This window comes from Maribacter sp. Hel_I_7 (assembly GCF_000688315.1).
Lineage (GTDB): Bacteria > Bacteroidota > Bacteroidia > Flavobacteriales > Flavobacteriaceae > Maribacter > Maribacter stanieri.
In genome coordinates, this window is sequence record NZ_JHZW01000002.1 from 1,976,755 (window position 1) to 1,990,530 (window position 13,776).

Here is a 13,776-nt window from a genome sequence, read left to right on the forward strand (position 1 = left end):
GTGTTTTTATCTTTGGATTAGTACATTAATTTCATCTTCAAATTTTCTTCAACCTTAATCTGACCTGAGTTTGTAATTACATTATCAGCATGTGAATTATTCTTTGCTCCCCAAAGTAATGCTACTAATTTTACATTATTGTTTTTAAAAGTATTATTTGAAATATCAACATTTACGATACCTCTAGTGTTTAACAAAATTCCGTTTTCCTCTTTAGAGCCGCAATTTGAAAAGCTAGAGTTTGTAACCAATAAGTTTCCTCCAATGGTTGATTCATCATAGCCACCCCTATAATAATCGATCACATTTTGGTTAACGTTAATGAATGTACAGTTTTGAATAGTTAAGTATTCTACGTTGTAATCTCCTTTGTCATTCGTTTCTTCAGACAATTCAATACCGTTTTCACAATCGGCAATTGCAGTATCTTTAAAAGTGATTTCTTGGGCAAATGTTTGTTTATAAGCTTTTAATACATAATCGAAATTATTGATATCGCAACCCGTAACGGTTAGCCCGTATTGGTTAGACATATTTTCTTTTAGGTTAGAAAATGCTTTTTGTTTACCGTTACCGCTAAGTGAAACATTTTTAAGATTTAAAATTCCATAAGGGTTTAATTCAAATAGAGGAGTGTTATCTGCTCCGGTAAAAACGATTTCAGCTTTTTCGTTTTCTTTAGATTGAATTGTAATTGTTTTGTTGATTAGTATCGATTTTGATACTTTGTATTTTCCTGGTTTTAAAGAGATAATATCTCCTGCTTTAGCAGTAGCTATTTTGGCTGCTAATTCTCCTTTGGTTTTGGAAACTTCTATAATGTTAGGAGATGTAGTTTTTACAATATTAGAATACCAACTTGCTCCGTATTTAGCTTTGTTTAAAATATCAGTGTCCTTAAATTCACCTTGAACCACAGCACCAATTGAATTTTTATCTTCTCTAGAATTTCCAAAAAGATCTTTGGTAATTGTATTAAAACCAAAACCTTGGTAAATATCAAACTCACTGGTTAATTTAGGTAGATAGACATACTCGCCAACTTTTGTCAATTGAAATTCACTAGCCTTAATTCTTGCTGTATCGCCAAAACCTATCCCTTGGTTATTAATAATATTGCTTTTGAATTTTACTCCATCAGCTTTGTCATGTTCAATGATTATATGTTCATCACCTATGCTGTTGTAGATAATATTATTGGCAACTTCTGTTCTAAGAGCTCGGGCTGAGCGTATTTCTGATTCTGGAAGTACATCTTTTTGTTCAATGTTTGTACCCACTCCAAATTGCCATGGCGATTTACAATCAACATACGTATTATAGGCAACCACAACATCTGTAACTTGATTATATCTGTTTAATGGTGATTTAGGAATTCCGTTCATTACAGCTAATGGACTTCTAAAGTTTTCACCAATAATTTTATAGAAGTAATTATTAATAACCCAATGTCCTGTATTTACAAGTCTTATTCCACCATAATTTTTATTTTCTCCATCACCAATAAAATAATTACCATCTATAACGGCATAATTACCATGACGTGTTACAACAGAACCTTCACTTTTATAGAATACATTATTTCTAATTTCGTTAAAATTTGTCTTGCTAGAAATAATCTCAACTTCCCCATTACATTCTTCAAATAAATTATTGGCGATAGTTGTATTACTTGGCGACATAGAGGTAAAGCTGCTTCCTAGTTGAATAGTTTCTCCTCTAGCGCCACCTTTTCTAGGTCTTGGTCCAAAATGATTATCAACAATTTGATGGTAATTTCTAATGCTTTGGTTTCCTTTCAAATCTACCCTAACTGTTGGTCCACCGTTTGTTTTACCAGCAATATAACAATGGTCTAGTGTATTATGAGTACCATAAAACTGAACCCAGAGATCATCTTTGTCTCGTTGTTGCTGATTATAATCTAGAATTACACAATTAGTTACCCTAGAGTAATTAGCTACATTTTCTTCGCTTGTTCTAAACGCAATTACATTTTCAGTTGGGGTATGACCATTTCTAAAAAACAGTCCGTCAACTATTAAATAATTTCCGGAAATTTCTAAATTAGAAATCCCTTCAATAAATACTTTGCCCGGTGTTTCTGCCTTTACTGTAATTGGAGCATTTTTGGAACCTTCTCCTGTAAATTTAAACTGAACATTATTCCATATTCCGTTAGCCAAGACAATTACAGTACCAGGCTCTGCATTAGAAACTGCTTCGTCAAATTCAGCGATATTATGAACTAGGACATCATTTTTATTTACCCAAGAAATTGTTAAGATAAACATGATCAATAAAAATGCCTTGAATAAGAATTTATTTTTCATTTGAATTTGATAATATTGGTTAACCAGTTTGGTTGACCAAAAATACATATATTTGTAAGACATCCAAATTTTTAACATAAAATCTACCTTTAAAACAATTTTAAGTTCGTTAAAATGAGAAATGATAATAAAGGGATATCAAGGAGAGACTTTACAAAGAAATCTGCTACTGCATTGGCAGGCATATCATTACTGCAAATAGGGAGCCCTCTTTTAGCTTCTTCTATAGTTTCTAGAAATGATATTGAGGTGAATTTATTCTCTAAACATCTACAATTTTTAGACTATAATGAAATGTGTTCTGCTGCTGCTGATATTGGTTTTAATGGGTTGGATTTAACCGTTCGTCCAAAAGGTCATGTACTACCGGAAAATGTTACAGAAGATTTGCCAAAAGCGGTAGAAGCAATGAAGAAGTATGGGTTAAAACCACAAATGTTGACAACAAACGTTTGGGATATTTCTAATGAAACTGAACAGCGTGTTTTAGAGGCGGCAAGTAAGGCAGGTTTCAATCACTACCGTACAGGTTGGCTTACATACCCAGAGAATACTTCAATAGAAGAGAGTCAGGCCATATTCTCAGAGCAAGCAGCTAAACTTGGGGAGGTCAACAAAAAACTGGGTTTAATTGGTTGTTATCAAAACCACGCTGGTAATCATGTTGGAGCACCTATTTGGGATTTGCCTACAATTTTATCAAAAGCAGATGATAATTATATGGGGTGCCAATATGATATTCGGCATGCAGTAGTAGAAGGTGGAAAAAGTTGGGAATTAGATTTGCGCCGTATTGAGCCGCTTATCAAATCGATAGTTATAAAAGATTTTAAGTGGGGTTATAAAAATGGAAAATACGAACCTATTAATACTCCATTAGGTGAAGGGGTGGTTGAGTTTGATAAGTATTTTTCGCTTCTTAAAAAATATAAAATCAATGTGCCAATATCATTACACTTAGAATATGACCTTGGCGGGGCAGAACATGGAGCAAAAGAAATTACCATGGATAAAAAGGAAGTATTTGCCAAAATGAAACATGATTTGCTTTTTATTAGGGAAGCATGGCAAAGAGCGCAATAAGATAAACTATAGAAAAGATATCATGACTAAACTATCAACTTCTACCAAAGAAAAACTAAAAAAAGTAAGTACGGCAACGGTTGCTACTTGTCTTTTTAAAAAAGGGTTAAAAAATCAATTCATACAGAGTGTAAAACCATTAAGATTAGGAAGACCAACAATGGTGGGTGAAGCCTATACTTTGCGCTACATACCTGCGAGAGAAGATTTAAATCCCATTGAGGTTTTTAGGGACCCTAAGCATTTACAGAGAGTAGCAGTAGAGGAATGCCCAGAGGGAGCTGTGTTGGTTATTGACAGTCGCCAAAATGCAAGAGCAGCATCGGCAGGGTCAATTTTAGTAACACGTTTAATGGTAAGGGGAGCATCTGGTATTATTACAGATGGTGGCTTTCGGGATTCTGCAGAAATAGCGGATTTAGATTTTTCCTCCTATCATAATAGACCTACCGCACCTACTAATCTAACATTGCATCAAGCAATAGCGATTAACGACCCAATTGGTTGCGGAGATGTAGCCGTTTTTCCTGGTGATGTTATAATTGGTGATGATGATGGAGTAATGGTAATACCTGCACATTTGGCGGATGAGGTTGCGGATGAATGTATTCAAATGACTTTTTATGAAGATTTTGTTTTGGAAAAAGTAAAGGGAGGTAAAGCTATTATAGGCTTGTACCCAATGGTAGATGAAGAAATAAAAGCGATGTTCGAAAAATGGAAGTCAGATAAAAATTAAATTACTTGTTCTAATTATAAAGTAAGAATAACATAAAAAAAGTGATTTGTTCATATCAAGGAACAAATCACTTTTGTGTTTTAACTGATTATTTTAAGTAAATGTAAGATTACTCTCCACCTCTGGCAGGGTAATCGTTTTTAGTTATATAGTCTATAGCATTTAAAATGTCGTCCCAGTCTGGTCTTGCAAAAGGCATTGTTTGTATAGAACTGGCATAAAGTGAATTATCAGGTCTTATCAAAAATAGCCCTGGTTCTGAAAATACATCTGGTTCTTTTTCAGACGTTTTTTTAGAAATGTATAATCCCCATTCTCTTGCATTTTCAATAGGTAAATTATATCCAACAGGAAGTTCAGGAATATTCCATTCATTTCCAGCTTTTTTAGCTCTTTCTTCGCTATCCATACTAATTGCGATTAGATGTACTCCTCGACCACTAAAATCTTTAAGTTTTTTAGTTAAAGATTCTAAATACTTTCTACAAACAGGACAGTGCAGACCACGATAGAATACTAGCATGGTAAATGATGTACTGTCTTGATCATATAAACTCCATTGTGTATCGTTTATAAGAGGTAATTTTAACTCAGGTACTTGTGCTGTGGGTTTTATCATTGTTATGTTCTTTAAATGTTATGCCGTAAAGTTACAAGAGGTAATAGCGGTATGTTAGTTGAATACCTTTTAGAATTGATTCTATAAGTTGCACAATCATATCTTTTAAAACTGGTTCTAAGATGTATGTCTACTGATTATCTGCCTGCCATTTTTCGTATTTAGCAAATTGGGCACTAGATAAAATGTTTTTTAATTGTCGTGTTCGCTCACTCTCAATACTACCTAACATCTCACCACTTGGCATATTGGCTTGCTTAGTTTTAAATTGGTTCATTGCAGTATTATATGTGGTAACTTGTTCTTCGCTCATCTCAAGGGCTTTGAACATTTGAGAGTTTTCTTTAGAAGTACTTTTTGTATTGATCTTTGCCATACTATTACTCATAGCACCTGTAGAACCGTTTGTTTGTACGGCAATATTGGGCTGAGTTGAAGCATTAGATACTTGTGAAGTTGTATTGCTATTTTCGGTATTTTCCTTTTCTGCAGAAACTACTGTATCTGCTTTTTCAGTATTGGAAGTTGTTTTTTTAGTGCCTGAGCAAGAAGCTAAAACTACCGTTAATACTAAAGTTGCTAATATTTTATTTTTCATAATTTCTCAGTTTAAAGTTCTGTTGAAAATTATGTTTAAAAATGGGTTTCAATAGTCGCTATTAAATTTAAAATTAACGCATCAGATTTAATTGCTGAATACCATTATCATAAGATATGAAGCCTATTCATTAAAACAAATATGTAAGAAAAAGAATACGTTTAGAGAGTTTTATTCGTTGAAAGTTGTTAACTTATAATTTAATTGAATAGTTTCTAATTCTTAGATGTATATGTACAATCTTGTGTATAGATCCACAGCCAATACTCTTTCTTCAACGCAAGTTGATGATATTTTAAATGAGTCAAGAGATTTCAATAAGAGACATGATATTACAGGTTGCCTGATATATCATAAAGGATTTTTTATACAGTATTTGGAAGGGGAAGCTGAGATAGTTCTAGCATTATTTGAAAAAATTAGGGTAGATTCACGTCATTATGAAGTGATTTTACTTTCTAAGGGCAATATATATTCAAGAGAATTTGATACTTGGAGTATGGCTTATCTATCAGATGACATACCAAATGAAGCTTTTCAATATATTAAATTAATGGTCAGTCCTGAATCCGATATTCCTGAAATGTCTGTTATTCCCAACCCAACTTCCAAGCGGTTTTGGCTAGCGGCTAAGAATTTACTTAATAAATTAGAGCAAAAGAAACTCAATTAAAAAGCACTTCATTTCAAAAATTACGGAGAGCTTTTAGCTGTGTAATTTTAATTATTTCATTTTTGACATTGTTTAATTTATTTTGATTTCTGAACGAATTAAATGTTAGTACAGTCATTGTCAGCGATCGTATTTTTTACTACTTTTTAATTTGTTCTTAGTCATTTTGTAGTAAAATGCTAATGATGTAAATAGAGTTATGGATTTTCACATAGCGTAAATTAGAAATGGCATTATAATTCTGTATTTTTATTTAATATATATATTAAAATAAAAGTCATGAACAATATTTTCCGAACATTTCTAGTCATTATGGTCATGATTACTGCTACAGTAGAAGTTCAAGGGCAGAAAAAATTAGACCAACAAGCGGTTGCCGATTTACAAAAAACACCTAAGTATGCTTTTGTACTTACTACAGAAAGGCATTTTAAAGGAGTTTTAAATATGTACGATTTACTTATTGAAAATGGAGTTTTAATAGAAGATTATGAAATAGTGGTCAAAGGGAAAGTAGTTACGCAACTGGTAAAAGATTCTGAACTAGAGAAGTTTTTTCAAAAATATAAAGGAAAGGTCAAAGTAAGCGTATGTAGTGTTGCCATGGAAAAATTAGGTGTAGCTGAAGAGACACTTTTTGATGGACTCAACGTAACGCCAACAGCTTCGGTAAGGGTGCTTCAATTACAAGCTAATGGTTATAATACCTTGACGTACTAGGTAAAAATATAAATCTAGAAAATAGGAACCCATAACACTTCACTTGTTAATGGTATTTTCGCTGCTACTGCTTAGTGTCGCAATTATTTTTACTAAATACACTAATTCAAAATCTACATAACTGTATTTTAGCGCTGTTTTTATTAGCACTCTGCTAGTGTGCACAATATTTATACCTGTATAATTTATAAAATGAAAGTCTGTATTGCCGAAAAACCATCTGTAGCACGAGAAATTGCTTCTGTACTTGGAGCTAATACCAAACGTGATGGCTATTATGAAGGCAATGGTTATGCGGTAACGTATACTTTTGGACATCTTTGTACTTTAAAGGAGCCAAATGATTACAAGCCACATTGGAAAAGTTGGGATTTAAACAATCTACCCATGCTGCCGGAACGCTTTGAAACCAAAGTGTCTAAAGATTCTGGTATAAAAAAACAGTTTAAAATTATTAAGCAACTATTTGATAAAGCAGATGTTGTTATAAACTGTGGGGATGCTGGTCAAGAAGGAGAGCTGATACAACGTTGGGTCTTAAGTCAAGCCAATTATAAAGGAAAAGTTGAACGACTTTGGATTTCTTCACTTACGACAGAAGCCATAAAAGAAGGTTTCAAAAACTTAAAACCATCAGAAGATTACGACAATCTATATTACGCAGGTTTTTCTAGAGCTATTGGAGATTGGCTTTTAGGAATGAATGCAACACGATTATATACTTTAAAACATGGTGGCTATAAACAAATGTTATCTGTTGGTCGTGTGCAAACGCCTACTTTGGCAATGTTGGTTAACCGGTTTAATGAGATAGAAAATTTTAAACCACAACCGTATTGGGAATTACAAACACTTTATCGCGATACACTATTTAGTTATGAAGAAGGGCGTTTTCTTAAAATGGAAGACGGGGAGAAATTAGCTTCTATTGTAAAAGAGCATGATTTTGAAATTGTTTCTACGACCAAAAAAGCAGGTAATGAATATGCACCCAAGCTATTTGATTTAACAGGTTTACAAGTCTATTGTAACACCAAATTCGGTTTTAGTGCCGATGAAACTTTAAAAATAGTTCAGAAATTATACGAGCAAAAAGTAGTGACTTACCCAAGAGTAGATACCACTTTTTTGCCAAATGACGTATATCCAAAAGTTCCAGGAATTTTAAAGAACTTAACTAACTATGCAACTTTAACGCAACCGCTAGATGGGAAGAAATTAAAGAAAACTAAAAAGGTTTTTGATGATAGTAAGGTTACGGATCACCATGCAATTATACCAACGGGGCAACAAATAAACTTACAATACAATCAGCAACAGGTTTACGATATAATTGTACGCCGATTTATTGCTGTATTTTATCCAGATTGTAAAGTATCTAATACAACTGTAATTGGTAAAGCAGAGAAAGTAAAATTCAAGGCAACAGGTAAGGAGATTTTGGAAAAAGGATGGCGTGTTGTTTTCGAAACACCCAATAACACCTCCAAAGAGCCTGGAATATTGCCAACTTTCCAGAAAGGCGAAAAGGGACCACACCAACCTTCGTTTATTGAAAAGCAAACGAAGCCGCCAAAACAATTTACTGAAGCCTCACTATTACGAGCAATGGAAACTGCAGGAAAACAAGTTGATGATGATGAACTTCGTGAGATAATGAAAGAAAACGGTATTGGACGACCCTCTACACGTGCCAATATTATTGAAACGTTGTTCCGTAGAAAATATATAAAGCGAAATAAAAAGCAGGTAATTCCAACAGTTACAGGTATTCAATTAATTGATACCATACAAAACGAAATGCTAAAATCTGCCGAGCTAACTGGTAAATGGGAGAAGCAGTTAAAAGATATTGAAAAAGGAACTTTTAGTGCTGGTAGTTTTATTAAGCAAATGAAGCAAATGGTAGATCATTTGGTTTACGAAGTGCGAAGTGAAACAAAAAAGGCGAATATTTCAGCGATAAATAATAAACCGGCAGCAGCGGCTTCTAAGAAAAAAGCTATTAAAAAGGCCACAGGAATAACAACAGAGGTTTGCCCTAAATGTAAGAAAGGCACCATTCGAAAAGGAAAAACAGCTTATGGGTGTTCTGAATTTAATAAGACTTGCGATTTTGTAATGCCATTTAAAATTGAAGGTAAAACCATTTCAGAAAAACAGTTTGTTAGGTTGTTTCAAAAAGGGTCTACGGTAAATTTAAAAGGCTTTAAAATTAATAATACTTCAGTTGAAGGATTAGTTAGGTTTGATGAAAATTTCAAACTCAAGTTAGAACCTAAAAAAGGTAAAGTTCAAGTAAAAAGTAATTCTGAAGATAATACTTGTCCGAAATGCAACAAAGGCACCATTCTAAAAGGAAAAACAGCTTATGGCTGCAGTGAATATAAAGCTGGTTGTGATTTTAGATTTAGCTTTGATGAAATTCGGGATAAGGCAAAGGGACAACCACTTACCAAAGATCTAGTATTTAAAATATTTAGAGAAAATTAGACGTTTTAGGTTTTGCTAAAATGGAAAAATGAGAAGAGATACTAGTTTCAAATTAATAGCATGAACTTTCGTATTAAAAGATAATTAACTCTTTAAACTTAGTAGCGAGAACTGGACTCGATCCAGAGACCTACTGTTTATAAGCTCCTAGTCAGGAAAATTTTCTGCAGTTTTATTGGGCTCAGCCGCTATCAAATTATAAAATCATGTTCAAAAATGTATGCAGTTTTAGTTTTTTGATTATCAATATATTATATAAGTAATTAAGATAGAAATCATTTAAATTCAATGTCATTTTTGAACTTTAGTGAAGTAGGGTAAACGGTTTAGAGGAACTTCAATCTCAATGGATTGTCCTCCTCTAAAGGTTTTGTTTTTCTCATCTCTCCACTTCCCTTTTGGTAGAACTACTTTACGCTTACGTTCCCCTTTTCTAACGACTGGAGTAACTAATATATCGTCTCCAAGCATGAATTGATCTTTAACCATTTCGTAACCACTATCTGGGTAGGTCAAACTCATAGGTTTAACTATTGGTTCTCCTGTTTTAGAAGCTTCTTTTGCTAAATCTAAAAATAGGTTTCCCATTTTAGTGTGTAATAATGCAGCCTCAAGACATAGTTGGTTATTCTCTTCAGAAAGTACTCGCCAAGGTGCTACAGAGAATTGCATCATAGGCATTAGGGCATGAACTTGGGCTGAACGTACTACCAACTCCTCATCAATTGTTGTTGAGTTTTCAAAAGATTGGTGTTCTCCGCCACCAATCATATCTGGGCAAGTATATGCGTAACCCATAATGCTCTGGGACATCAAATCTGGGACTAATTTTTCTAAATCATCCCAAGTATGGAGTTTGTCTCGTAACCTTTGTGCTAAAGGTAAACCTGCCATTTTCCATGATGCCCTATATTCATTTAGTGGAAATTTTAATCCTAATTTGGCAAAATAGGTAGTGTGGTCATTAGGATTGGTATTAGGAGCGTAAGAAACTATATCATTGGTATAAAACCCCGCATCACCCGCATCAAATTTAAATCCATCTACTCCATATTCATCCATTAAATAATTTAACTTTTCCTCAAACCAACCCTGAGTTTTTGGGTTACTTAAATCTAAACAGGCACTTGCACCGTTCCACCATCTAAATATTGCAGCTTTATTTTTTGTGTTTGCCCACAGCACATCTTGTGTTTTATCGGCATCTAATAGTAACATTTTTTCCTTTTCCAAATGTCTAAATACTTCTGTATCTGCACTTACAAAAGGGCACACCCACAACATAACTTTAAAGCCCATTTCATGAAGTTTTTCAATCATTTTTTTAGGGTCTTTGAATCTGCGAGGAGAAAACTCCCAAGTACCATAATATTCCTGCCAATTGTCGTCTATCATTAAAACTCCTGGTGGGTAGCCTTTATCAATAATAGATTGTGCATATTTTAAAATATCGACTTCGTTTTGGTTATAGATTAATTCTATCCAAGTATTATATTGGGGCTTTGTAAATAATAAGGCTTCTGGAATTTTTCCATTAGGTGGGAAAAAATTGGTTACGGCTTAATTATATGAATCGCGTAAATTTTTACCTGCAGTTCCAAATTTAATTTCACCCTCTCTTGTAGAAACGGTAATATGTCCGTTTTTAAAAGAATATTTTATTGGCGATTCACTCCAGACATACCGACCTTTATTAGATAGAAGTAAAGGTTGTGCTTGATTTCCCTTATTATCACCCCAAAGGTCATGACTTTCGGTTGTATTTGCATCATAAGGTGTATTATGACCAATAGCACTTAGTCCTCCCCACCAATATTCATCTTCTAGTATTGTTATATCTATTTTTTCTTCATTTTGAGAATAAGCATTAAAGACAGTTATTAAGATTAGTGAAATTAAAATCGCTCTTCTCATATTTTTGAATTGGTTTATGTAAAAATTGCTTCTAGTGATAGTTCTGTCAGTACAATTTGATAATGGAACATCTATAGATTTATGTGAGTTGTTTTTACTTCGTACACATATATGAACCAAATGAGCCAACTAACTCACATCAGAAAATCGAGTTTAACATTTTGTTAATATTTATGAACTGGAAATGAAATTTTGATTTTTAAACAATTTATTATGCTAGATTTTAAATTGATATTAAGTTATTGTCAATTTTACTATACTCATAATTGTATCTAAATAGCTTGATTTTATCACTTATTTGCAAGCTATTTCTAGCTATTTACTTTTTATTTTATATAAATGAATATTTTGCAATTACCTGTAATACATTTATTTAAAGAAGTATTGTTTTGGTTTATTTATTTGTGGTAATAATGCTTGAATACTATTTAATGATGAATTTTAATTTACCTAATTCATTAAATATTTTGGCTCTTTACTGTGTTTTATTCACTTAATTCAAATATTGAGAAAGACTGTGTACTATATTTTTTTATACATTTATAATCTATCAAAGTTCATAATCGAATAGTCGATAACAATGTCGAAAGAAAAAGCTTACATGAACGAATTGCTTCTTTCTCAGTATAGAAACGGAAACCGAAAGGCGTTTCAAAAACTGTTTGAGCTTTATTGGGAACCTATGTTTCTGAAAGCTAAAAGTATACTTTCTAGTGAAGATGTTGCGAAAGATATTGTTCAAGATATTTGGGTAGAATTATGGAAAAGGAAAGAAAGTGGAGAAATTAAGAATTTTGAAGCTTATATATTTAGAGCGGTTAATTATGGTTGTTTTAAATATTTAAGGGATAATAAATTCAATACAGTGCAACTTAATGTAATTGATTCATTAAGATGTTGTAAACCAGAAATTGAAAATCAATACGATTTAGAAGAAACTGAAATTGTAATAACTAATTCATTAAAAGAATTATCTCCACGATGTCAAGAAGTTTATCAACTAAGTAGAGTTGAAAATAATACTAATGAAGAAATCGCTTCACAGTTAGGTATATCAAAACGGTCTGTTGAAAATCAAGTGTCTTTAGCACTAAAATTAATTAGACGAAACTTAGGAGTACTGCATAAATTACCAATAGTAATCTTTTTCTTTTTTAATTAATCTAGTCACTATAATAATAGTCTTGTTATTATTTTGGATGTAGCTCATCTAATCAAAATATGTTAATAAAATGTTAAATTCGATTTTCTGATGTGAGTTAGATGGCTTATTCGGTTCATATAATTATAGAGATATAAATATGCGTGAACACGAATTTCGTGAATTATTGAAAAAGTACTTGGGTGGTTCAATTTCTGAGGAAGAGAATAACCTTCTTAATCAATTTAATGAAGAGGTTTCTTCAGCAAATAAGAATGTACAATTTAAGAATGAATCTGATAAAAAAGATATCAAAGATTCTTTGTGGAGTGAGATAAGTACTCAAGGTAATTTGAAAAAGGGTAAAACCAATACATGGAAATTATTAGCAGCTACTGCTGCTATCTTTATTGGAGTATTAAGTTATAATTTTATTAATACGAATTCTTCTACTTCATATAACATTCCAGAAAACGCCATTACTCTAGAACTTGAAGATGGAAGTTTAAAGATTATAGAGGAAAATGGAACGGTTAAAGTTACCGATAAGACAGGTGCTGTATTAGGTCAGCAAAATGGAAATCAATTAGTTTATTCAGAAGATAGTAGTGTAGAGGAACTTGTTTTCAATACATTGAATGTGCCTTTTGGAAGAAAATTTGAATTGAAACTTTCAGATGGTACAATTGCAACCCTTAATGCTGGTTCATCTTTAAAATATCCGGTCAAATTTTTAAAGGGTCAAGATAGAAACGTAATTATATCAGGTGAAGCCTACTTGAACGTAGCAAAAGATTCTGCACATCCATTTATAGTCAATGCAGGGGAATTAAATGTTCGAGTATTAGGAACACAATTTAATATTTCAACATATCCGGAAGATGAAATTACAGAAGTTGTTCTAATAGAAGGATCTGTAAGTATGTCTAGTAGTTTAAAAGAAAATGATGTTCAGAATGAAATTTTATTAGAACCTGGTTATAAAGGTAGTTTTGGCAAGATTAATGGCAAAATGGATAAAAATCAAGTGAATACAGAAATATATACTTCTTGGATGCATGGTGAACTTATTTTTAGAGACATGACCTTTGATAACATAGTGAAGAAGCTTGAAAGACATTATAATGTTTCTATAGTTAATAATAACAGAGTTTTATCCGCTAAAAAATTCAATGCAAATTTCGGGAATCAACCAATAGAGAAAGTCCTTGAAGAATTAAAATTCAACTATGGTCTAAATTATAAGATTATGGATGATGGTAAAGTTGTAATTGATTAAAAAAACAATAATTATAAAAATTTAAAACAGATGCTAGTGAAATAAAAAGTACAGTCTAAAAAGAATACCAAGAAAATAATTACTGAATACAACTTGTCAAAACGGACAAAAAAAATCGGAAAATGCTCGAACATCTCCCGATTTAGTACTAGTGATTATCATAATAATAACCACATTTTAACAC

At 32.4% G+C, this 13,776-nt stretch carries 12 protein-coding genes; 7 read left to right on the forward strand and 5 right to left on the reverse strand.

Annotated elements, in window-relative coordinates; all coding sequences use genetic code 11:
* Positions 1-17: 17 nt before the first annotated feature.
* A complete protein-coding gene (locus tag P178_RS0110150) occupies positions 18-2,333 on the reverse strand; it encodes a chondroitinase-B domain-containing protein (protein ID WP_027066127.1) in 2,316 nt (771 codons plus the stop codon).
* Between the two features lie 114 nt (positions 2,334-2,447).
* Here P178_RS0110150 and P178_RS0110155 point away from each other — a divergent pair, with 114 nt between their 5' ends.
* Positions 2,448-3,416, forward strand: coding sequence for a sugar phosphate isomerase/epimerase family protein (locus tag P178_RS0110155; RefSeq protein ID WP_036146030.1), 969 nt, complete (start codon positions 2,448-2,450; stop codon positions 3,414-3,416).
* A gap of 22 nt (positions 3,417-3,438) precedes the next feature.
* Complete coding sequence (locus P178_RS0110160; protein WP_027066129.1) at positions 3,439-4,155, forward strand: ribonuclease activity regulator RraA; 717 nt, start codon at positions 3,439-3,441, stop codon at positions 4,153-4,155.
* A gap of 109 nt (positions 4,156-4,264) precedes the next feature.
* Here the strand turns inward: P178_RS0110160 and P178_RS0110165 are convergent, their stop codons facing one another.
* Entirely contained in the window at positions 4,265-4,774 is a 510-nt protein-coding gene (locus P178_RS0110165; RefSeq protein ID WP_027066130.1) for a peroxiredoxin-like family protein, read from the reverse strand.
* Between the two features lie 130 nt (positions 4,775-4,904).
* On the reverse strand, positions 4,905-5,372 hold the full coding sequence (locus P178_RS0110170; RefSeq protein ID WP_027066131.1) for a hypothetical protein: 468 nt from the start codon (positions 5,370-5,372) through the stop codon (positions 4,905-4,907).
* 232 nt (positions 5,373-5,604) lie between these two features.
* On the opposite strand from P178_RS0110170, the gene P178_RS22645 reads away from it, so the two are divergent.
* The 3 genes from P178_RS22645 to P178_RS0110185 all read left to right on the forward strand — a co-directional run bounded on the left by P178_RS22645 (position 5,605) and on the right by P178_RS0110185 (position 9,258).
* Positions 5,605-6,045 (forward strand): BLUF domain-containing protein, encoded by a 441-nt coding sequence (locus P178_RS22645; protein ID WP_197026794.1) that lies wholly within the window; start codon positions 5,605-5,607, stop codon positions 6,043-6,045.
* A 279-nt stretch (positions 6,046-6,324) separates the two neighbouring features.
* Complete coding sequence (locus P178_RS0110180; RefSeq protein WP_081819417.1) at positions 6,325-6,765, forward strand: DsrE family protein; 441 nt, start codon at positions 6,325-6,327, stop codon at positions 6,763-6,765.
* A gap of 192 nt (positions 6,766-6,957) precedes the next feature.
* A complete protein-coding gene (locus P178_RS0110185; protein WP_027066133.1) occupies positions 6,958-9,258 on the forward strand; it encodes a type IA DNA topoisomerase in 2,301 nt (766 codons plus the stop codon).
* Between the two features lie 291 nt (positions 9,259-9,549).
* On the opposite strand, the gene P178_RS21775 is transcribed toward P178_RS0110185, so the two are convergent.
* Both P178_RS21775 and P178_RS23235 read right to left on the reverse strand, forming a co-directional pair.
* Entirely contained in the window at positions 9,550-10,785 is a 1,236-nt protein-coding gene (locus P178_RS21775) for a glycoside hydrolase family 31 protein (protein WP_155941608.1), read from the reverse strand.
* Positions 10,786-10,818: 33 nt separating this feature from the next.
* Positions 10,819-11,172 (reverse strand): hypothetical protein, encoded by a 354-nt coding sequence (locus P178_RS23235; protein WP_155941609.1) that lies wholly within the window; start codon positions 11,170-11,172, stop codon positions 10,819-10,821.
* Positions 11,173-11,752: 580 nt separating this feature from the next.
* Here P178_RS23235 and P178_RS21780 point away from each other — a divergent pair.
* Both P178_RS21780 and P178_RS0110200 read left to right on the forward strand, forming a co-directional pair.
* Positions 11,753-12,334, forward strand: coding sequence for an RNA polymerase sigma factor (locus P178_RS21780; protein ID WP_051638229.1), 582 nt, complete (start codon positions 11,753-11,755; stop codon positions 12,332-12,334).
* A 139-nt stretch (positions 12,335-12,473) separates the two neighbouring features.
* Positions 12,474-13,592 carry a FecR family protein gene (locus P178_RS0110200; RefSeq protein ID WP_027066134.1) on the forward strand — a complete coding sequence of 373 codons (1,119 nt, stop codon included), beginning with the start codon at positions 12,474-12,476 and terminating at the stop codon, positions 13,590-13,592.
* Positions 13,593-13,776: the final 184 nt, after the last annotated feature.